At 39.1% G+C, this 21,318-nt stretch carries 16 protein-coding genes, 1 tRNA gene, 1 rRNA gene and 2 pseudogenes; 7 read left to right on the plus strand and 13 right to left on the minus strand.

Annotation, left to right across the window (positions count from 1 at the left end):
- Both AC3WR0_RS03365 and AC3WR0_RS03370 read right to left on the minus strand, forming a co-directional pair.
- Positions 1-252: ribosomal RNA gene (locus AC3WR0_RS03365) — 16S ribosomal RNA — on the minus strand; the annotation flags it as partial.
- A 711-nt stretch (positions 253-963) separates the two neighbouring features.
- Positions 964-1,863, minus strand: a complete 900-nt coding sequence (locus AC3WR0_RS03370) for a DMT family transporter (protein WP_492550983.1) — start codon at positions 1,861-1,863, stop codon at positions 964-966.
- Between the two features lie 144 nt (positions 1,864-2,007).
- Between AC3WR0_RS03370 and AC3WR0_RS03375 the strand changes: the two genes are divergently transcribed.
- Together AC3WR0_RS03375 and AC3WR0_RS03380 are read left to right on the plus strand one after the other, a co-directional pair.
- Positions 2,008-2,694: an MgtC/SapB family protein gene (locus tag AC3WR0_RS03375; RefSeq protein ID WP_492551188.1), complete on the plus strand. Its 687-nt coding sequence runs from the start codon at positions 2,008-2,010 to the stop codon at positions 2,692-2,694.
- 67 nt (positions 2,695-2,761) lie between these two features.
- Positions 2,762-2,834: transfer RNA gene (locus AC3WR0_RS03380), tRNA-Ala, on the plus strand.
- Between the two features lie 42 nt (positions 2,835-2,876).
- On the opposite strand, the gene AC3WR0_RS03385 is transcribed toward AC3WR0_RS03380, so the two are convergent.
- Positions 2,877-4,298 carry an amino acid permease gene (locus AC3WR0_RS03385; RefSeq protein WP_492550984.1) on the minus strand — a complete coding sequence of 474 codons (1,422 nt, stop codon included), beginning with the start codon at positions 4,296-4,298 and terminating at the stop codon, positions 2,877-2,879.
- A 156-nt stretch (positions 4,299-4,454) separates the two neighbouring features.
- Between AC3WR0_RS03385 and AC3WR0_RS03390 the strand changes: the two genes are divergently transcribed.
- The 3 genes from AC3WR0_RS03390 to AC3WR0_RS03400 all read left to right on the plus strand — a co-directional run bounded on the left by AC3WR0_RS03390 (position 4,455) and on the right by AC3WR0_RS03400 (position 7,968).
- Complete coding sequence (locus tag AC3WR0_RS03390; RefSeq protein WP_492550985.1) at positions 4,455-5,090, plus strand: LysE family transporter; 636 nt, start codon at positions 4,455-4,457, stop codon at positions 5,088-5,090.
- Positions 5,091-5,350: 260 nt separating this feature from the next.
- Positions 5,351-6,661, plus strand: coding sequence for an amino acid permease (locus AC3WR0_RS03395; RefSeq protein WP_492551189.1), 1,311 nt, complete (start codon positions 5,351-5,353; stop codon positions 6,659-6,661).
- A 56-nt stretch (positions 6,662-6,717) separates the two neighbouring features.
- Entirely contained in the window at positions 6,718-7,968 is a 1,251-nt protein-coding gene (locus AC3WR0_RS03400) for an erythromycin esterase family protein (protein ID WP_492550986.1), read from the plus strand.
- Between the two features lie 290 nt (positions 7,969-8,258).
- Here AC3WR0_RS03400 and AC3WR0_RS03405 read toward each other — a convergent pair.
- The 5 genes and pseudogenes from AC3WR0_RS03405 to AC3WR0_RS03425 all read right to left on the minus strand — a co-directional run bounded on the left by AC3WR0_RS03405 (position 8,259) and on the right by AC3WR0_RS03425 (position 14,203).
- Positions 8,259-9,207, minus strand: a pseudogene (locus tag AC3WR0_RS03405) (ABC transporter permease).
- Positions 9,185-10,126, minus strand: coding sequence for an ABC transporter ATP-binding protein (locus tag AC3WR0_RS03410; RefSeq protein ID WP_492550987.1), 942 nt, complete (start codon positions 10,124-10,126; stop codon positions 9,185-9,187). The pseudogene AC3WR0_RS03405 and the gene AC3WR0_RS03410 overlap by 23 nt, the downstream one beginning before the upstream one ends.
- Before the next feature lie 212 nt (positions 10,127-10,338).
- On the minus strand, positions 10,339-11,868 hold the full coding sequence (locus AC3WR0_RS03415; RefSeq protein WP_492551190.1) for an alpha/beta hydrolase: 1,530 nt from the start codon (positions 11,866-11,868) through the stop codon (positions 10,339-10,341).
- Between the two features lie 402 nt (positions 11,869-12,270).
- Positions 12,271-12,873 (minus strand): cell wall hydrolase, encoded by a 603-nt coding sequence (locus AC3WR0_RS03420; protein WP_492550988.1) that lies wholly within the window; start codon positions 12,871-12,873, stop codon positions 12,271-12,273.
- A gap of 220 nt (positions 12,874-13,093) precedes the next feature.
- Positions 13,094-14,203: an AbrB family transcriptional regulator gene (locus AC3WR0_RS03425; RefSeq protein ID WP_492550989.1), complete on the minus strand. Its 1,110-nt coding sequence runs from the start codon at positions 14,201-14,203 to the stop codon at positions 13,094-13,096.
- 165 nt (positions 14,204-14,368) lie between these two features.
- Between AC3WR0_RS03425 and AC3WR0_RS03430 the strand changes: the two genes are divergently transcribed.
- A complete protein-coding gene (locus AC3WR0_RS03430) occupies positions 14,369-15,484 on the plus strand; it encodes a metallophosphoesterase (protein ID WP_492550990.1) in 1,116 nt (371 codons plus the stop codon).
- Between the two features lie 58 nt (positions 15,485-15,542).
- Here AC3WR0_RS03430 and AC3WR0_RS03435 read toward each other — a convergent pair whose 3' ends face one another.
- Positions 15,543-16,394 (minus strand): MBL fold metallo-hydrolase, encoded by an 852-nt coding sequence (locus AC3WR0_RS03435; protein WP_492550991.1) that lies wholly within the window; start codon positions 16,392-16,394, stop codon positions 15,543-15,545.
- Between the two features lie 450 nt (positions 16,395-16,844).
- Here AC3WR0_RS03435 and AC3WR0_RS03440 point away from each other — a divergent pair, with 450 nt between their 5' ends.
- Positions 16,845-17,291, plus strand: a complete 447-nt coding sequence (locus tag AC3WR0_RS03440; RefSeq protein WP_027321708.1) for a C40 family peptidase — start codon at positions 16,845-16,847, stop codon at positions 17,289-17,291.
- 566 nt (positions 17,292-17,857) lie between these two features.
- Here the strand turns inward: AC3WR0_RS03440 and AC3WR0_RS03445 are convergent.
- From AC3WR0_RS03445 to AC3WR0_RS03460, 4 genes and pseudogenes are all read right to left on the minus strand, one after another.
- Positions 17,858-18,388, minus strand: coding sequence for a chromate transporter (locus AC3WR0_RS03445; protein WP_492550992.1), 531 nt, complete (start codon positions 18,386-18,388; stop codon positions 17,858-17,860).
- Between the two features lie 2 nt (positions 18,389-18,390).
- Positions 18,391-18,978 carry a chromate transporter gene (locus tag AC3WR0_RS03450; protein ID WP_492550993.1) on the minus strand — a complete coding sequence of 196 codons (588 nt, stop codon included), beginning with the start codon at positions 18,976-18,978 and terminating at the stop codon, positions 18,391-18,393.
- A 35-nt stretch (positions 18,979-19,013) separates the two neighbouring features.
- Positions 19,014-20,627 (minus strand): gamma-glutamyltransferase family protein, encoded by a 1,614-nt coding sequence (locus AC3WR0_RS03455; RefSeq protein ID WP_492550994.1) that lies wholly within the window; start codon positions 20,625-20,627, stop codon positions 19,014-19,016.
- A 209-nt stretch (positions 20,628-20,836) separates the two neighbouring features.
- Positions 20,837-21,011 (minus strand): annotated as a pseudogene (locus tag AC3WR0_RS03460) (oligopeptide/dipeptide ABC transporter ATP-binding protein); the annotation flags it as partial.
- Positions 21,012-21,318 lie beyond the last annotated feature (307 nt).

Consider the following 21,318-nt stretch of genomic DNA (forward strand, 5'->3'; position numbering starts at 1 on the left):
TCACCAACTAGCTAATGCGCCGCGGGCCCATCTGTAAGTGACAGCCGAAACCGTCTTTCAGCTTTCCTTCATGTGAAGGAAAGGATTATCCGGTATTAGCACCGGTTTCCCGGTGTTATCCCAGTCTTACAGGCAGGTTGCCCACGTGTTACTCACCCGTCCGCCGCTGACCACCGAAGTGGTCCGCTCGACTTGCATGTATTAGGCACGCCGCCAGCGTTCGTCCTGAGCCAGGATCAAACTCTCCGATAAAGAGAATGAGTTTTAGCTCATAAAGTTACGTTGGCTGATGAATTAAATTCATCATGTTATTGTTTGTTTGTTCACGCTTTGTTTGTTTAGTTTTCAAAGATCAATACAACTTCTTTTTTAGTTGGCCGCTCAAAAGCGACTTCCTTAATATATCATCCACCGAGCCAGTTGTCAACAATGTTTTTTACTTTTTTCTTGCTGGCTAACTTGCTTCCTGAGGACGAGATTAAATATAACATGGATAAAATATGTTTGCAATATAATTTTTAAAAAAACCTTAAGAAATTTTAATCCTTATTAATCAACTTTGTCCTTAGAAGTAGTAGATATTAAAATTATTCACAACCTTATCCACATAGAGTGAATAACTCTTCCTTAATATAGAAGGGAATTAAGAACTTATTCACAGATTGTGGACAAATACTCATATATTATCCATAAGGTTTGCCCACTTATCCAATTACTAAAAGATCAATTTTTAATTTTTATTGCAGTTTCTAGTAGTAGTATATAAACATTGCATTGCAGCTCAATTTCTTCATAATAATGATTCCCTATTATAAATTGTTTGCTTCACACATAAACCTGAATAAACGGTTCAAATACTACTGTTCAAAAATCCAGCCATCTATAGGTTTCTGCCAGGACTGAAATGAACCGCACAAACTTCATTGTACTTATTTTACTGTTAACTTGCGGATTTTCCACTCTCTATCTCTCAACCGGATCTGTTGCTCTCTTTTTTAATTGTTCATCTATAACAAAGAGCAAAATACCTCCTATTACAATGAACCCACCAATAAATTGTGTAGGAATTACTTTTTCATTTAATAAGAAATAAGCAAGTATAGTTGCACCAACAGGTTCAAATAGGATTGCCATAGATATCAATGATGTACTTAGCCACTTTAATGACCAGTTAAAAAGTGTATGTCCAAGTAATGTTGGAATAAGTGCCAGAAGAATAAAGTAAATCCAATCACTATTATGGCTAGGAACTAAAGGGTCCCGATTCGCAAATATGTATATAAATAATGTGATTGAACTGATCATATATACGATAAAGGTATAGGTAACAAGCGATAATCTTTTACGTACAGTTTGTCCCACCAGCAGATAAGCCGTTACCAGGCCACAGGCAATCAACGCGAGAATATCTCCCCATAATGCAGTCCCGCTAATTCTGAAATCGCCCCAGCTGATGATAGCACTCCCCGTAATTGCAATAACTCCGCTTAAAATAGCTTTGGCTGACAATCTTTCTTTAAAAAAGAAATAGGTACCTATAAAGGCAAACAGAGGCTGGAGGGTAACAAGGACAGTAGAGCTTGCCACCGAGGTGAAGTTTAAAGACTCGAACCAGAGGATAAAATGAAAAGCCAGCAATATACCGGAAATTAAACAAAAGAACCAGTCCTTTACTGTAATCAGTTTAAGTTCAGCTTTATACTTTCCTATAAATAAAGGCACCATAAACAAAACTGAGAAAAACAGGCGGTAAAAAGCAATAACCCCGGATGGGGCATAACAGTACTTTACAAAAATTGCAGATGCAGAAACAGCTACTACTCCAACGATTAAAGCTGCATATGGATTGATTTTTGGTTCCATGTGATTAACTCCTTAAAACTCTAATATTACGCTATATAAGCCAATGTATAAATTAAATTATAAACATTATATAATTTTAATGTTATTTTTTTAGCCTTATAAAAGTATTATTAAATCTAAAACGGACGTGAAGCTATGGACAATATGGAATTGGAAATTTTATTTAAAATGGGGCTTTCAGCTGTACTTGGTCTTGTGATCGGCTTAGAAAGAGAATTGAAACGAAAACCCGTAGGATTAAAAACAAGTCTTGTAATTTCTATTGTTAGCTGTTTATTAACAATAGTATCTATACAATCTGCTTACACTTTCCCCCATCCCGGAGATGTTAATATACAAATGGACCCACTACGGCTGGCTGCACAAATTGTTTCGGGTATAGGTTTCCTAGGCGCCGGGGTAATTTTAAGGAGGGGAAACGACAGTATCTCCGGTCTTACCACAGCCGCTATGATCTGGGGAGCAGCTGGTATCGGTATTGCTGTTGGGGCTGGCTTTTATATAGAAGCTTTCGCTGGAGTAGCCCTTCTAATTTTAAGTGTAGAGTTTATTCCTTTTATAATGAAAATAGTTGGCCCAAAACAATTGCGTGAAAAAGAAATTATGCTGAATATGAATATAAATGATAAATACCAAATTGAAAAAATTGTAACTTTTATTATGGAGAAGAAATACAACATCAGAAGAATCCGTATAAAAGATTTGGATAATGGTCTGCACCATGTTCAAGTTCTAATAACAGTTGATTTCCGTAATAAAACCACTGATGTATATTACATTATGTCAGAATTGGATGGAGTAGAAAAGGTAGATATAGAAAGCATCAGCTAATTTATTTAAAAATACCTCTTGCAAGGAAGCAATCCACCCGTTATAATCATTCATGTACCATTAACCCGGGGGATTAGCTCAGCTGGGAGAGCGCTTGCATGGCATGCAAGAGGTCAGGGGTTCGAGCCCCCTATTCTCCATAAAAACACCTGCAAAAATGCAGGTGTTTTTTTATTGTCCTGTTATCCACTTGTTCTCTGGGCCCTTCTTTGTTCTCTTGACCAAATTCGGTAAGCTATACTGATAACTGCCGCTAAAGCAAAGGCTGCATAAAAGCCCATGCGAAAATCATGTACCTTCAAACTAATCACAAACAAAAATAGAATTGCTATTATCGTGCCATAGGCTCCAGGTCTTCCCCAAATCAGCTTCGATTCATAAGCTTCATTTTGACCTCTTCTTTTTTTCCATATCAAATACACAATAAGGTTGATTGTCCAGTTTAAAAATGTAAAGTAGGAAGATGCAGATACCAAATAATTGTAAAGTGTTGAAGGGAGCAAAAAGCTCATCCCCACCACAAGTAGCACTCCGGCTGCAACTGCAATCCATGCATTACGATAAAAACCGTTTCTGGAATGCTGAAGAAAAAAACGGGGCCCTTTTTTCGCTACAGATAAAGAAACAATCATCTGAACGGAAGCATAGTAGGCAGCTGCCATGACGGAAAAAGCTGCAAGCAGGACTACTATATTTAAAGCTGCAGCACCCCAATCTAACCCTATAACATCAAAAGCATGAACAAAAGGACTTTTCTTAAGAGATACTGAATTCCATGGAGTAATCATTACTAGTACGAGCATTGAAATGGCATACAGACCTATAGAACCAAAAGACATCATCCTTGATGCCTCTGGAATTTCAATCTTTGGCCGTTTCACTTCTCTTGCAGCCATGGCTACTGCACCGATACCAGAATAAGAAAAGATTACCACCAGCATAGACTGAAGCATCCCTGAAACGCCCATTGGAAAAAAGGAGTGCCATCCGGATAAGGGACTAGAGACTTGTGGTGCTCCCCTTGTTATAAGCACATAGCAACCGACAATAATAAATGCTAGCAGGGCAAGAACCTTTACAGCCGCCATACCGGCTTCAATACGTCCAAAAAAGCGCATATTTATCATATTAAGCAAAATAATTATGATCGTAAATGATGTGGCCAAAACTGGCAAGGGAAGGTGCGGAAGCCAAAGGTGAACAAAAACACCCATCGCAATCGCTTCCGATCCAATCCCCAAGATACTTGAGGTAAACATCACCCATCCAAGGAGAAAACCAGTATAGGATCCGAGAAATTGTTCAGCATATACACGGAATGAACCTGGCTGGAGCCGGTTAACATTTATACTGGCCATGGCACCAAGTACCTGCATCATGATTAGGCCGCCCAATAAAAATGCTAATGACACCGCTGGACCCGCTTCACGTACTGCGAGTCCCGATCCAAGAAAAAATCCTGCTCCAATTACTCCTCCAATACCTATTCCGGCAAGACTATAGGCATTTAATCCCCCTTTCGGCGCCTCTTCGATATGTTCCTTGCTAGGCAGGACGATACCTGTTCGTGGGGATTTTAAAATACAAACACCCTCTTTCGGCAAATTGTCTACCTTTTATCATGCCGGAAGCTATTTAAAACGATTCACAGAACAGATACTTTCTGTACACGTGTACTTTTTCCTAGCAAGTCCTATTCCACTTTCCATTTGCATAAAATGTACAAGCTGATTATTTTAAGGAAAGTGGAGTGAAGTCTCTTGAGCATGAGTCTCCTTTGCAGTTATATCTTTTTAGGATTAACGCTGGCAGCGCCTATTGGTCCTGTTAATTCAGCAAGGCTTGATAAGGGAATTAAAAATGGTTTTTGGCATGCATGGGTAGTTGGAGCTGGCTCGATGATTGCCGATGCCATTTTTATGCTGATGGTATATCTTGGTGTTGTCCGTTTTGTCGATATACCAATTGTTCAAATATTTTTATGGCTGTTTGGGGGATTTGTACTCATTTACTCTGGGGTGGAAGGAATCATCTCAGCAAAAGATATTACTTTAAATTTTAGCCGTTCAAAAGAATCCCTGTTGAAATGTTTTATGACGGGTTTTTTGATGTCAATTACAAGTCCTCTTTCCATTCTCTTTTGGCTGGGGATTTACGGATCTGTTTTAGCTAAGACCTCACAAAACTATGGAACTGAGCAGCTTTTGATATATAGCAGCATGATTTTTATCGGGCTATCCCTCTGGGATGTTTTTGTTGCTTCATTAACAACTGGTTTTCGCAGATTTCTGACAAATAACAGCTTATTTGCAATATCTCTCATTTCGGGTCTATCTTTAATCGGGTTTGGAGTTTATTTTGGATATCAGGGCCTGAATGCTCTGTTTAGATTTTAATAATGCTTCCTATTAAAAGTACTTTTTAGCTAATCATGATTTCATTCATAAACTCTGAACGCATAAACAAACTAAGGCATCCGCCAAAAGGAGGATGCCCTTACTTATGTATTGATTCCAATAATTCAATATTATTACATTTCATAATTCCCCCCCTTCTTTCGAATAATAAACCAATATAAAGGAGGTATGGGGATTTGGCAAAAGCAAACTGCAGCCCTGGCGGTGAGAGCCAAAACCAGGGAAACAGCAAAGGAAGTATGAAGTGGTGGCAGCTTTCACTGGTAGGTGTTGGCTGTACCATTGGAACTGGATATTTTCTCGGATCCACTATTGGCATTGAAGTAACTGGACCATCCATTGTCTTTTCTTTTATACTGGCGGCTTTTGGAACCTATGTTGTTTTTAATCTGCTCGCCAAAATGACAGCCGAGGACCCTCAGGAAGGCTCTTTCTGCTACTATGCCAACAAAGCATATGGCAAATGGGCAGGATTTAGCTGCGGATGGAATTACTGGTGCTCCAATATCCTAATAATGGGAAGCCAGCTAACCGCACTTTCCATTCTCTCAAGGTTCTGGTTTCCGAAGGTCCCATTATGGATTTTTGCAGCAGGCTATGCTGTATTAGCTATTTTAGTTGTTCTGATGGGAACAAAGGGATTTGATAAAGTCGAAAACATTCTTGCGATTATAAAAACCGCTGCCATAGTTATGTTTATCATTCTTGCAGCCGCCGCTGTCTTTGGTTGGATACACGGTGATAATGGTCATATTAATTTTCCAGGTTCGATGGGAGAGATATTTCCCAAAGGATTTAAGGGATTTTGGACCTCATTGATTTACGCCTTTTATGCATATGGGGGTATTGAGGTAATAGGCCTTATGGCCATGCAGCTAAAAAACAAGGATGATGCCCCGAAATCAGGAAAAATTATGCTTTTCGTTCTCTTGACCATTTATGTTCTATCCTTGGGATTTGCTGTAACAATGGCTTCTCTCCATGCATTTAACGAAAAGGAAAGCCCATTTGTAACTGCCTTAGAAAATCATCATTTACCGTTCTTCCCGCATGTATTTAATGGGGCCATTATTGTAGCAGGCTTTTCAACCATGACCGCCTCGCTATTCGGTGTAACAACACTTCTGGTTACTCTGGCGAATGACGGAGATGCTCCCGCCTTTTTTTCAAAAAAACTTAAAAAGTTTAAGGACTTGCCGTTACCGTCATTGGGACTTGGCGCTATTGGTTTATGTGCCTCCATTGTCACGGCTCTGCTGCTGCCTGGAAAAATATACGAGTATATAACAACAGCAGCAGGAATTTTACTGTTATTAAATTGGTCCTTTATCGTCCTTTCTGCCCTAAAGCTTCTTAAAGTAAAAGCGCTTGATAAGACACTTGCAATAATTGGACTAGCCCTAATCGTGGCCGCTATATCAGGTACGGTTATAGAAAAAAATATACGTTACGGGCTTTTAGTTAGCTTGCTGTTCGTAGCCATAATTGGGATAGTGGCTTTTATTATGCAAAAAAAGGTATGGTCAAAGAGCGAGAGTAAATCTGGATAAAAACTGTTTAAAACACATCTGATCCGTATATAAAAGAAACAATCAAGAAAAATGGGGTGGTACTAATTCAATACCTTGATGTAGTGAAAGCAGTTAGGGAGAAGGCCCTGAAACTAACTGATTATAGTGATCTTGATTCCATAATAGATGTTATCGGAGATGCAAAATACGTTCTTATAGGTGAAGCCACTCATGGGACTTCGGAATTTTATGCTATCAGAGCAGAATTATCAAAGCTATTAATTCAAAAAAAAGAATTTTCATTTGTTGCAGTAGAAGGTGACTGGCCTTCATGCTACAGTGTTAATCGATATTGTAAAGGCTACAGTGATGCTAAAACCGATATCCACGCCCTTTTAAAAAACAATTTTAAACGCTGGCCGACATGGATGTGGTCAAACACGGTCGTTGAGCATTTTATTAAATGGCTCAGAGATTATAATATGAACGTCGAAAAAAAAGTTGGTTTTTACGGAATTGATATGTACAGCCTGTTTGAATCGATGGAGGAAATAATTAATTATTTGGAAAAGACGGGTTCTGAAGAAGTTGACGTAGCTAAAAAAGCCTTTTCCTGTTTTAATCCCTTTGAAAAAAATGAACAGGACTATGCAATGACTACGGCCTACCTGTCAGAAAGCTGTGAAGAAGAAGTTCTAAAGCTGCTGATGGACATCCAATCAAAACGAGTTTTTGAAACAACTGACGAAGAGGAATCCTTAAGTCTTGAACTTAATGCACTAGTCGCCGCAAGTGCTGAGCTTTATTATCGTTCCATGGTAAAAGGGGATGCGGAAACTTGGAATATAAGGGACCGTCATATGGCAGAAACCATTGAAAGGCTGTCTGATTTTTATGGACCTGATGCTAAAGTAATTGTATGGGAACATAACACACATATTGGAGATGCACGTGCCACAGACATGGCTCAAGAAGGGATGGTCAATGTCGGCCAGCTCATGCGCGAAAAGCATGGATCAAAAGTATTTGCAGTAGGATTTGGAACCTACGAGGGAACAGTCATTGCCGGATCTTCATGGGGATCGCCATTAGAAACCCTGCAGGTTCCTCCAGCCACCAAGAAAACCTGGGAAGAGGTTCTTCATAAGGCTGGACACTTTGACCAAATTTTACTTCCGGACCTGCTTCACACACCACTTTTTGATACGATTGCCGGCCACCGTGCTATAGGGGTTGTTTATGACCCAGCCTATGAACATTACGGCAATTATGTACCAACTAATCTGGCTAAAAGATATGACAGTTTTATTTTTATAGACAAAACCAGTGCCTTGACGCCCATTTAAGCTTTAATCCCGCCTACACGCGGGATTTTTTTTGTAAAACAAACAAATGTCGAGCTATAAAAGTCTTATAATATAAAAAAAGATTACTAAATTTGTGGGGCGGAGAAGATGGCTGGTAATAACAAAAATGAATTCAATCGGGCAGTAAAAATTTTATACATATTAAACTATCTTGTTATTTTAATGATTTTTTTATCATTATGGACAGCCATAAATCATCCCAGGTATCTTCACGTTTTAAAGCATATCTTTAAAAAATGACCGCTTCTTAAAGAAGAGGTCATTTACATTTATGCAGCCACATCACGCTTTTTGAAAACAGCAAAGGCTAAAACCTGAAACAAGATAAAATATGAAACCAACATGGTTAAAGAAAAGTTAAAAGTCATGCCTTCAACCATAGGTACTCCATCAAGATATTGGGACAGATCTGTATTCGCAAACAGTATATACTTTGCCCAGTGGAACTTTGAAGCCAGCAGCATGGTTACTTCACTGCCAGTAAACATAAGGAAAATAGAAATGCCTATGGCTAGTGAGCTGTTTCTGAATACAGCGGATATCATAAAGGCCATTGCGGAAAGCATCAGCATGGTTATTGATTTTATACCATAAAAAACGACCAGACGAGAGATCATACTTTGTTCGGCTACTTTTCCATTCACATACTTTAAATAAGGAACTACAGTTTCTGGGGTGCCAAATAAAAGATACCCAGTAATTAGTGAAAAAACAAATAAAGTAACCAGCATGATGAGAGCAAACAAAATGGTGGTTATATATTTCGATAATAGCAATCTTCCTCTGCTAATTGGCCGTATCAATAATAACTTAACTGTCCCCCAGTTAAATTCCCCGGGCCACAATTCCCGCCGCAATGATAATCACGAAAAGACCTGCAAGCTGAATTAGCCCTGATCCATCCGAAACAAAATCCCACATCGAATACTTTTGATTAGGATTTAAATTATGCTTAATTCGATACTCATTTAGAGCAATACTTCTTTTTATAGATGGAACCGTAACCATTGAAGCCTTTTCCAGCTGCTGCTTCGATTGATCCACCTGTTGTTGAAGGGCTGTCTTCCAGTTAATCTGCTTTTGGACAGTGGTCTGATTTTGCTGATATTTGATAACAGAGCCTGTCAGAATCACCATTAATAGAAGTAATCCCACCATTACCAGGGTTCCAGGTCTCCTGATAATTTTCATCCATTCATTTTGTATCAACATAAGCATATAATGCTTCCCCCTTTTTCTCGGTAACCTCAAGGAACCGGTCTTCCAGGGTTCTTGATTGTTCCCTAACACTAAAAATATCTATATTTGCTATCGCCATTTCTCTGACCAAAAATGGAATCTGTTCTTTGCTTAATGGGATAATGATTCCCTTCTCCGTTACCTGAACAGCGGTCTCTGGAAAACTTTGTTTTAACAATTTTATTGCAGCTTCTCTGGGGGATACTTCCATCTCAATAAACTTGTCCGAGCCATTTACAAAATCGTTCACCAGCTGAACGTCTATCAGCTTTCCACCTTGAATAATTCCAATCCGGTCACACATCATTTCCATTTCGGATAATAAATGGCTTGAAACTATTACTGCCATATCCCTTTCTTTTGCAAGTATTCTTAAATGGTCCCTCATTTCACGAATACCGGCTGGGTCAAGCCCATTTGTTGGTTCATCCAAAATAAGGACCTTGGGATCATGAAGCAGTGCCTGCGCAAGCCCAAGCCTTTGCCTCATACCGAGGGAATAAGTTTTCACTTTATCATGAATTCTTTCCGATAAGCCGACAAGCCGGACTGCCTCCTGAATTTGAGTTTGTTTGATTCCCTTTGACATCCTTGCATAATGCAAAAGATTTTGGTAGCCTGTAAGGAATTTATACATTTCAGGATTCTCAACTATTCCTCCCACCTGGCTTATTGCTTTTTCAAAATCTTTTTTTATACTGCAGCCAGAAATCTTAATATCCCCTGATGTCATGCTAATAAGGCCCACCATCATTCGAATAGTAGTGGTCTTGCCTGCTCCATTTGGACCCAGGAAGCCAAATACCTCTCCTTTATTTACATTAAAATTTAACGAGTCAATAATCGTTTTACCTTTGAACTTTTTTGTAACATTTTGAATCTCAACAACTGCTGACATATCATTTCTCCTTTCTCTTTCTATTAAAATGATATCGCTGGCAGCTGTTTGGAAAAACAATCCTGAGAATTATTTTTAAATAAGACCTGAGGCGTAGAGATCAAAGTACTTATATTAGAAAAACTCGGCTTTCGCCAAGTCCTTTTTGGAGGATACCCTGATTAGCTAAAAAAGAACCTCGAGGCCAGAAGCCCGAGGTTCTTACTAATCTTTTATTCAGGATCAGTTTCCTGACCGGTTTTTAAATCTATTACTTTGACAGTATCTTTAGGAGATGGAACAAACTTACTTTGAGGCGCCTGTTTCTTATTCTCTACCCAATCTACCATTAAATCAAATGCCTGATGTGCATAAGGCAGGAGCGGCTGCAGTGTTTGATCAGCATCGGCTCCTTTGCTCCAAACAAGGCTATCAACGTGGTTACCATTATTAATTGTATAAAGGCGGTGAAGGTCACCTTTACCTGCTTCTTTTACAAGCTTATCGTAACCATCAGCATGAATACTCGGGAAGATCAGTGAATCCAGAGAACCAGTCAAGCTGATTAAAGGAACGTCGATATCTCCTGTATTGGAAATTTCTTTGATTTTGTCCTTAACGCTTTGTGGACGGTCATCATATTTATAATCATTAAAGATGTAATCATATGTTCTGTCTCTTAAACCATTTACAAAATTAAGATAGTTTGGCCATTGAATTCTGCCTGGTGCGTTAGGGTCAAAATGATCACGATATATATTTAAAGAAATAAACCAATAAACCTGATCATGATAAGGCCAAAGCTTCTCAGATCCTTTTGGCAAGCCAGCCTTATACATTTCATTCATTGCCTTTTCTTTCTCGTCTCCAGTTCCATATATAGCCTTTTCAGCGTTATTTACTACTGGCGTTAATGAACTAATTAAGTTTGGAGTTTTTTCTGTCCATAATACCCCTTCCCAATCAACGCCTCCATCAAAAAGACGAGGTTCTCCTGTCTTTTTCTTACCATCATGTTCCAGTGCATACCGAACCACATAACCGCCATTAGAAATCCCCATTGCATATGTAGGCACTTGATGATTGTTATTAACCAAATGCTTCGCAGAGTTGTAAGACTTAGAAAACTGGATCAATTTATCTTTATAATTTTCAACCAAATAGTTTTGTGCAGCTTTGGTAACCTGACGGAAACGCATATTCCATTCAGCTACACTGTCATCATCATGAACCAATGCATCTTTGACTTTTGCAAAAGGATCGCTAGGTGCTTCGCTAGCGTCACCCTGTGTTCCTTTATCGATAGCCACAAACGCATAGCCCTTTGCCAGTACAAAGTCACTAAACAAAAGGTCCGTTGACGTTTCATTACGGGTGGCCGGAATTCCGGAAACCACTAGTTTTCCATTCCAATTATCCGGAACCCTAATTACGAATTGGGCATCATCAAATATGCCATTTACTTGAGTCCCCTTAATTCCTGCAGGTTTATTTATCTTATACCAGCCTGTCCCACTAGTGGTATCTCCCCAGTTGTTAGGTGTAAGACCGATATTACCGTAGAGTGTTGCCTGCTGATATTGCTGCGGATTTTTAGTGGTAAGCCAGTTGCTGTCTTTGCCATTAAAATAAGTTACATTTACTTCGTGCGCTCCGGGTATCACAGTTATTGACTCAGCAGCCTTCGAATGATTGCTCGTTCCTAAATAAAATGGTAATAGCAAAGATGAAGTTAGTGTAAACGCTAACAGTTTTTTCTTCAGATAAACCACTCCTTTTCAAGAATATTCAAACATAATAATCTTACCCTTTTTCCCAAGAACAAACATGGTACTTTCGGCATATTTTACCTCCTGAGTGCTTCACTGTTTAAATTCTAAATGTTTCAGACAAACTTACTAAGTGCTATAGCGCTTGCAGATTTCGGAACAGTTACGGGAGGTTCTGTAATAAAAGGGAATTAGATTAATTTATGCAAGGTAAATGGCGGAAATGGGCAGCTATGCTGACGTCTGAGAAAATACATGATTAAAGAATGCTGGCTTGAAAAACCACCACAGAGCCATGAAGGCGAAAAACTTATTTTACCTCAAGGACTGATAATAACCGGATGTAAACAAAAAAAAGCGCAGAAGACATCCTCTGCACCTTTTCTCTTTATTCTATTATTTTGCAAATTTATGGTTGCCAATTATTACTGTTGTATGACGTGAAAATATCCATTTGCTTGTTGAAATTCTAGGGTTATAAAAATATAACGATCCGTTGCCTTTACCTCTATAAGCAAGTGCCTCATTTACAGCCTTTCTTGATGCTGCATCGGCGGGCTTATTGATCTGTCCATTTTGAACTGGTGTAAATGCATAGTGACCTTTAGTATTTTGATAGACTACACCTTTTACAGTGTTTGGGAACTTAGAGCTTGTTATCCTGTTTAAAATAACTGTTGCTACTGCAACCTTTCCTGCATAAGGCTCACCTTTCGCTTCTGCATGTACAAGGCGTGCAATCAGTTCCTTTTCTGGATTTGAAATAGCTGAATAAGGTACTGCCAGTCTTTGGCCTGGATAAAGCAGGCTGCCATTTCTATGATTAATAGACTTTATCTCATTTACAGGTACACCGTACTTAATAGCAATTTTCCAATATGTCTCACCCTTACCCACATTATGAGTTCTAGTGGCTGCTTCGGACTGCTTTCCAAAAAAGAAAGGTGACATTGAAATTAATAAAGCCGATGCAATTACTAGTTTTTTAAATTTTTTCATCCTAAAACCTCCTAGTAGTTTTGCTCGTTTCTCTACTACTAGGCTAACAGTTGTAATACTTTTTATCATGAACCAATAAATCCCAGCAAGCAGGCAAGCTGCCTCTTCCTACGGGACTATTGGTCTCATCTTAAACGCGGAATTTTTAACCAAACAAATTTTATTTCCTTTAATAACTTCCCGAGGAAACTTTAGGATGTAATTTTACATTATGTTTCAATTATGTAACAGATCGCTTGGGTTTATTTTTAAAAATTAATTTAAAAAACCACTTAAGCATTGGGGGAACAACGAAAAAGATGAAAAATAAGCGAAATAATTGATAACCAGCCACAATGGACAAGTCTGCATCTACCTCATGGGCAATGATCCCCATTTGATCCATTCCCCCTGGTGCAAGAGCCAGAGCACTTGTAGCAAAAGAAAAACCATGTGTTGTTTTTAATAGAGTACTTAAACCAAAGGAGCCTAACAGCAAACATATCCCGCTTACCAATGCAAAGGAGAATAACTTCCTTTTATTATTCAAATTCTCGGTCTTTAGGAGAAGTCCTACATAGGAACCAATCATAAATTGAGAAAGGTCCATAACCACAGACGGAAGGCGAGGGCCGGCAAATCCTGCAAAAATTAGAATAGTGGTTCCAAGAATTGGGCCAACCAAATAGGCTGTTGGAAGCTTAATTTTTCTCCCAACAATCGCGCATACAACAGCAACAGCAGCAAACAAAAGGATATTAGGAAAAAGAGTATTCCATTCCGAATTGCCAGCGTGAACAAGCTGTTGGGTAACACTGCTTTTATCTATACCAAAAAACGGATTAAAGATAATCAAAGGTACAAATACAACAATCATCATAAGGCGGGTAACCTGCATGAAGGTAACAATTGTTATATCAATAGAAGGTATTTCTTCTGCAAGGGTTATCATTTGGGAAAGTCCTCCCGGAATGCTCCCTGTCAGAATCGTTGGAAAATCAATTCCCGTCCATTTGGCTATAAAATAAGCGATAATGGAGCAGAAAAGAATAAGAAGCACCGTCATTAAAAAAATCGATGGAAGCTGGACCAGGATTTCAGCTACTGCCTTTCTTGTGAAGGATAAACCAATTGAATACCCAACAATAATTAAAGCGATATCCCGAATTCTCACCGGCCAATATAATTTACCTATTTTCTTAGACCTGGAGGCTGCAAATACAGCAAACATAGGACCTAACAGCCAGGGAATGGGGAGATGACTCAAACTAAATATAATACCGCCGATTAAGGCTATGATAGCTGTCTTCAAGATTTGAGGCAGCCTTGAACTTTGCGTTTCAGAAGTCATGTTTTTGCCTAACCTTCTTTTTTAAATATTTAATTTCTAAAATCTAGTATGATGTTGTCCTTTTCCTTTTTCCAGCACTATGCTTTAAAACTAAAACTTCATTTTGGTAATTCTGAAATAACAGGAGTATTATATTTCTTACTTAGACTAAAAGGAGAAAATTGGATGACTTCAATCAGGAGAATGGCACAGGCCGCCTTCTTTATCATATTGTTTAACGCACTACTATTATATATTGGCTGGAATGGCTGGGAATGGCTTAATGTAGGATTTGGGTTTAAACATCCTATTTTTTACACTGTCGTATTTCTGATCCTTTCCTATTCCTTTATTTTAAGCAGAGTTTCCAAATTCTTTTCTGCTTACAGAACTGTTGGGTATGTATGGTTTGCTATTATACAGTACTGCCTTCTGCTTCTGCCGATTGCGAATATTATTTTTCTCATCCTTAAGATGGCATCTGTGGAGCTTTCTGCTTCTGCTTTTCGTCTTTCCGGGTTTATTGTAGTAGCTCTTTTAACTATTATCCTTTTATACGGATTATATAATGCATACAGTCCGGTGGTTAGAAAGTACAAAATTACTGTGCCTCAAAAGAATGGAAAAAGATCCTCCTTAAGGATTGCAATGGCATCTGATATGCATTTTGGGAGATTATCCGGGATATCGCATGCGAAGAGATTGAAGGATAAAATCAATGAGTTAACCCCCGATATCATTCTTTTGCCGGGAGATATAATTGATGATGAACCCGAGCCATTTATTGAAAAAAATATGGGTGATATTCTAGGACAATTGAAAGCTCCGCTTGGCATCTTTGGCGTATTGGGAAATCATGAATACTACGGTGGCCAGATACCCCAATTTATAGAGGAAATGAAAAGAATAAATATAAAAATCTTAATGGATGAGGTCCTTACTATTGATGAAAGCTTTTATTTAGCCGGCCGGAAAGACAAAACCGACAAAAGCAGACAAAGCTTTACAGAACTATTAGAGGGAATAAACGAAACATACCCTATTATTGCAATGGATCATCAGCCCTTTGAGCTAAACCAGGCTCAGGAAAATGGTGTGGATGTATTATTTTCCGGCCATACACACCGCGGTCAGATGGCTCCAAATCATTTAATTACCAAAAGAATGTATGAACTGGATTGGGGTTATTTGCAAAAACAGCAAATGCATGCCTTTGTCTCTTCCGGCTATGGTTTTTGGGGGCCTCCCTTCCGGATTGGAAGCAGATCGGAAATACTCCAAATTGATATAAAATTTATTTAAAATTATAAAGGCTGACTGGAAATCTACTCATATAGAGCTCCAGCCAGCTTACTCATTTTTACTTACCTTTCAGCCCCTCCAAAAAATATCCAATAGAGATCTCTAGGTCTTTCATAATTTCTGGTGAATACCCCCGGAGTTCATTAAGAATGAAATCACTATTATTTTCATAATTTCCAACTAACTGAGCAAGTTTTTCCCATGCCCCAATCTCCTCCAAAAACAGTTTTCTTTCAGTTGGTACACCGTGAGATTCTATAAAGATTTCCGCATTAAATTGATTCATTATTGACGTCAACTTTAAAAAACTTGAAGAGGTATATTTCCGCGGGCCTCCATAAACGGATGGGGCCAACGCATCCCCCAGAAATAGAACTTTGTCCTCGTTAACATATACAAAGCAGGAATCTGATGCATGGTCTCCTCCGACATGAAGTACCTCACATTTTACTCCTCCCAAGTCGATTACCAGGTTCTTTTGAAAAATAATATCAGGAACTGCAATCTCAATGCTGCTTGGGTCGCCGTATTCTTTTAATATGTGCCCCATTGATTCATTATTAATGATTTCTTCTACTGAAAGAGATACCAATGCAGACACAGACCATTCTATTTTCTTCAAGTCAGAAAGAACTTTTGCTGTTTCTGCATGTGAGATTATGGGAATATTCCAGGCATGTACTCCGAAAGAATGATCCCAGTGCCAATGTGTTAGAACAACAAGATCTGGCAGTCTGACTCCCTGAGTCACCAGATATTCTTTAAACTGCTGGACATGTAGTGCTGAATTCCCGCCATCCAACAACAATGTTCGCCTTTCTCCTGCAATAGCAGCAATTATCGGTCGATCTGTATCATGTTCAGCATGCATGATCCAAATATGCTGACTAATTTTTTCGAATTTCCCCACACTAAATCCCACCTTTTAAATAGAGATTCCTCATTTAATATCCGCTTCCATAAATATTAACAGAACGAAAAATGACTTTTACTAATTTAGTGATTTTAAATAAGATACCTTCCAGGGTAACACCTATTGAAAAATTAAGTTCAGTTAATTGCCACCATTGCAGCCTATTAACTTTTTTGGAGAAAAACTCATTCTCTTAAAATGATTAGGAGGAGTTTTAATTACAATAGGTTTTTTTAAAATGCTATTAAAAAAATTTTGAAGCCTCCATGTTGGAGGCTTTTTCCTTTTCCTGAAAAATTGAAAGCATTTTCATATTATATTACTATAATCTTCCACTAGTAGGATAATTTACTAGTGATGTAATCTAATAGTAATATTCTAGTTATATTAATGTTAAGTTCTTATAGTAAAGTAGGTTTATCAACATGACGTAGGGGGAAAACAACAATGTTAAAGAAAATTTTAGCTTTCACAATCCTTGCCACTTCCATCGCCACTTCTGCCGTATTGCCACATAAAAGTGAAGCAGCTTATTATCATACAAAAGCAGTTTCTGTTGCTAAATCATACTTAGGTGTTCATTATAAATGGGGCGGAACGTCCCCTGCAGGCTTCGACTGCTCAGGTCTTGTAAAGTATTCATTCGGAAAAGCAGGTAAAGTACTGCCAAGAACTGCTTCACAAATGTATTACACAAAAGGATACAAAGTAAGAACTCTTGCATTCGGTGACTTAATGTTCTTTGCACCAAATAAAGCTTCAAGACCAACTCATGTATCAATCTATATCGGCGGCGGCAGAATGATTCAGGCTGCTACTTCAAAAGGTGTATCCATTGCATCTACAAGCAACCCCTACTGGAAGCCACGTTTCATCGGCGCAAAAAGAATATAAATCAGTTAATATAAAAAACGAGCACCCCACAGGGATGCTCGTTTTTTATGTGCTCATCCCGCCTTTAATGTGTAAACCATAGAAATCTTATTGATTTTCTTCCGGCTCAATAACTTTGAAAGTCCATAAGTAAAATATATGATGATAAACCCTATTAATACATAGGAATACTTCATGGTTACCTGAATGGTAAAGTTCATACTGACTGCCAATGAATTCAACATTTCTTTCAAAGAGACGAGAAGGACCGGAACTACGATTATATACCACAGGTTAATGATTCTGGAAGTACTTTTCAGTATCGGAGGAGAGTAAACCTCTTTTTTCTGTATCCGAGAATCTTCATTAATGAGTGAGTATTTCGGAAAAAAAAGCATTCTGCATCTTTTTTCAGGAAGCAACCAAACATGAACGGAGAACACCATTGTCGTCTTTTTCCGAGGAGATTATTGAGATGCTTTAGACCCTCACGCTCCTATATCCGTTTGTCCGTAAGATGCTGTAAGGATTACAGGACTTTCCGCACGAAAAAACCGGTCTCATTGTTTGAGACCGGTTAATCATTATTATCTTAGAAAAACAGCACCATAGCCTAAGGCGACCAGGATAACGAGCGCAGGATGTACTTTTATTTTTTCCATTAGAATGTAGCTGGCGGCAGCTAAAAATAATGTTTGCCATAAGCCAATGTCCAGTGAGGAATCCCTTAAAAATTGATAAGCAATGACTCCCAGCATAACTGCAATTGCAGGTCTAACATACGTAGTCATTTTTTTAACCCTCGGAGAATCCTTGTATTTGTACAAAAGACTTAATAAGGCGATCATTAAAACAAGAGAAGGTGCTACTGAAGCAAACACACCAACAATTGCTCCTAGAATTCCCCCCTCCTGATAACCGATATAACCAGCCATTTTGGTAGCAATCGGGCCAGGAAGTGAATTTGCTAGAGCTAATACCTCACTAAACCCTTTCGTAGACAGCCAGCCGTATCGGTCCACAACCTCATTTTCAATTAGAGGAATAGAGGATGGGCCGCCACCGTACCCAAGTATTCCAGGAACGAAAAAGGCAAGAAATATTTTCCAATAAAGCATTACTAAACCGCCTTCCCTTTCGATCCAGCAGCTTCTTTAGTCTGAACCTTTTGCTTTTTTTTTTCAGGTCCTGCCACGGCAAGTATCAGCAAGACAGCAATCAAAATCCCTGGATGAATATTTAGAACTTCCATGACAATCAGACTTACCACCACGAGAAGAAGGTTTCCTTTCCATCCCATAGCTTTCCGTCCGTTTTGATAAAACTGCCAGGTTAACACTGCCATCATTACTCCTACAACTGGAACAACTGCTTTGGTCATACCCAGAACCCAAGGCTGTTCCTTTGCCGATGTTAGTGTTGTCATGAATAAAATCATTAACAATATGGTTGGTAAAACCGATGCTAGTACGGCAATTATTAGCCCTATTGTTCCTCCAATACGGTAACCTATATAACCGGCAAGTTTTGTGGCAATTGGTCCTGGAAGCATGTTTGCTAAAGCCAGGACATCTCCAAACTCCTCATCGTTCATCCATTTGTATTTTCCCACAACTTCCTTATGGACAAGCGGTATAGAGGAAGGTCCTCCCCCATACCCAAGTATGCCCGGCCTAAAAAATGCCAGAAAAAGATGCCATTGTTTCATTTCTATCAGATCCTTTTATTGACGTCATTTACTTTTTACCAGGATGCTATTGATCCGTCTGTTCTTGGTTCTGTTCCTCCGTAAAGGACTCCTGTTTCCGGATCCCTCCAGATGATTTGACCACGTCCGAAGCCACCAGAATCAACTGCCACCTTGATGTCATGTCCTTTTCTGGCAAGTGCCTCTGCAATATGAGCCGGAAGTGTTCTTTCCACTTCAACTGTTTTTCCTGCCACCCATTGCCATCTTGGAGCGTCTAATGCAGATTGAGGATTTAAGTGGAAATCAACTGTATTCATCACTACCTGGACATGACCCTGCGGCTGCATATATCCGCCCATTACTCCGAATGGTCCAACCGGCTGGTCACCTTTAGACAGGAAGCCCGGTATAATCGTATGATATGTCTTTTTGCCTGGTTCAAGTCTGTTTGCGTCCTCAGGGTTAAGGGAGAAATCATGTCCACGATTTTGCAGTCCGATTCCTGTACCTGGTACGACAATACCTGATCCAAATCCCATATAGTTTGACTGAATAAAGGAAACCATGTTCCCTTCTTCATCCGCAGCAGCGAGATAAACGGTACCTCCTGATGGCGGAGTTCCTGGTTCCGGAATAAACGCTTCTTCACCAATCAGATTGCCGCGAAGTTTTCCATATTCACTGCTAAGAAGCTGTTCGGTATCTACAGCCATTTTATCTCTTTGTGTAATGTACTTCTTTCCATCAGCAAAGGCAAGTTTCATAGCTTCGATTTGTTTATGATATGTATCGGTGGAATCCTTCTCAGCAAAATCGAAGTTTTTAAGGGTATTTAATGCCATTAGGGCAATAAGTCCCTGACCATTCGGCGGAATTTCCCATACATCGTATCCACGGTAATTAACACGGATAGGTTTTACCCACTCAGGACGGAAAGCAGCCAGATCTTCTTTACGTAAAAAACCACCATGCAGTTTTGAGAATTCATCAATTTTATCTGCAAGACTTCCTCTATAGAAGGACTCTGCATTAGTTTCTCCAATTTCTCTTAGGGTAGCTGCATGATCAGGGGAATTCCAAATTTCACCTATTCCTGGAGCTTTTCCTTCTTTAGTAAAAGTCTTAAACCAATTTTCAAATTCTTCCCCTTTAAGCCGAGTCTTAAAGATTTCCGCAGCTCTCTTCCAATACTTGCCCAGTATAGGCGATACAGCGTACCCATTTTCTGCATACTGAATTGCAGGTTCAAGAACTTCTCTCAGGGGCAGCTTACCAAACCGTTCAGAAAGAGCGGCCCATGCGCTTGGTGCACCTGGCACGGTAACTGGAAGCCAGCCAAAAGTAGGCATGGATTCATGTCCGAGTTCTTTTACCGCTTCAATGGTAAGTCCCTGTGGAGCAGGCCCGCTTGCGTTTAATCCATGCAATTCACCTTTTGTCCAAACCAAAGCAAATGCATCGCCGCCAATACCATTAGAAGTTGGCTCTACTACTGTCAGACAAGCAGCAGTTGCTATAGCTGCGTCAATGGCATTTCCGCCCTTTTTTAAAATATCCAGTCCTGCCTGGGCAGCAAGTGGCTGTGATGTTGCTACCATTCCTTTTCTTGCAACAGTCATCATACGCTGAGAAGCATACGGATAAGTTAGTGCATCAAAATTTGGCATAGTCGTCTCCTCGTCTCAATCCTATTTTTCTATTTATCCAGGAAATATATAATAGAAGATTCCTAGTATTTCTTCCCCAGAACCTTCGACTTCCGTACAATATTTATTTTATCGGTCAAACGGCCTTCTGTATAGAAGATCAAATTGCAAATTTTCTTTTTTTTGAAAAATTATCTATAATGGCAGGCAATAAAGTGCCCCTCTTCAATTTACCTCCACTCCGGCTTTCTAATGTACACCGTTCAGATGCAATAGGACAGCGGGTGTGGAAAGGACAGCTAGCCGGTGGGTCAGCCGGACTTGGCAAATCACCCTGCAGGCGGATTCTTTCTTCTTTCCCTTTCCAACAACAGGTCTTGGATTGACAGAAAGGAGTGCCTTTGTCGTTGTCCGCCTGAAAATTCATGCTGATAGCAGGAAAAGTGTTCTTCCTTTAGACCAACCTCTCATAAAGGGTTTCTCCTTTAATAATATATGTAGCTCCTTTCCGTTGAATGAAAATATTTTACTTTTAGTTACGTTTGTAAAGATTAATTTACTTTAATATTAACAAACGTAATAACATTTGATTGTTTTTGATTTTAATTTAAATTCTGAATATTGTCTAGTTATTTTATTTATAATTTTTTCCCAATTTATTTCAGAGTAAATCTGCTCTCTTTCCGCAGACTAACTGGCAGGCCGTACCGCT

The organism is Neobacillus sp. FW104-15D2, from assembly GCF_058790155.1.

Excerpts from the sequence above, each read along its gene's own strand:
- AC3WR0_RS03370 (WP_492550983.1), bottom strand. The coding sequence starts at position 1,863 with ATGGAACCAAAAATCAATCCATATGCAGCTTTAATCGTTGGAGTAGTA.
- AC3WR0_RS03375 (WP_492551188.1), top strand. The coding sequence starts at position 2,008 with ATGGAATTGGAAATTTTATTTAAAATGGGGCTTTCAGCTGTACTTGGT.
- AC3WR0_RS03395 (WP_492551189.1), top strand. The coding sequence starts at position 5,351 with ATGAAGTGGTGGCAGCTTTCACTGGTAGGTGTTGGCTGTACCATTGGA.
- AC3WR0_RS03410 (WP_492550987.1), bottom strand. The coding sequence starts at position 10,126 with ATGTCAGCAGTTGTTGAGATTCAAAATGTTACAAAAAAGTTCAAAGGT.
- AC3WR0_RS03420 (WP_492550988.1), bottom strand. The coding sequence starts at position 12,873 with ATGAAAAAATTTAAAAAACTAGTAATTGCATCGGCTTTATTAATTTCA.
- AC3WR0_RS03425 (WP_492550989.1), bottom strand. The coding sequence starts at position 14,203 with ATGACTTCTGAAACGCAAAGTTCAAGGCTGCCTCAAATCTTGAAGACA.
- AC3WR0_RS03430 (WP_492550990.1), top strand. The coding sequence starts at position 14,369 with ATGACTTCAATCAGGAGAATGGCACAGGCCGCCTTCTTTATCATATTG.
- AC3WR0_RS03440 (WP_027321708.1), top strand. The coding sequence starts at position 16,845 with ATGTTAAAGAAAATTTTAGCTTTCACAATCCTTGCCACTTCCATCGCC.
- AC3WR0_RS03445 (WP_492550992.1), bottom strand. The coding sequence starts at position 18,388 with ATGCTTTATTGGAAAATATTTCTTGCCTTTTTCGTTCCTGGAATACTT.
- AC3WR0_RS03450 (WP_492550993.1), bottom strand. The coding sequence starts at position 18,978 with ATGAAACAATGGCATCTTTTTCTGGCATTTTTTAGGCCGGGCATACTT.
- AC3WR0_RS03455 (WP_492550994.1), bottom strand. The coding sequence starts at position 20,627 with ATGCCAAATTTTGATGCACTAACTTATCCGTATGCTTCTCAGCGTATG.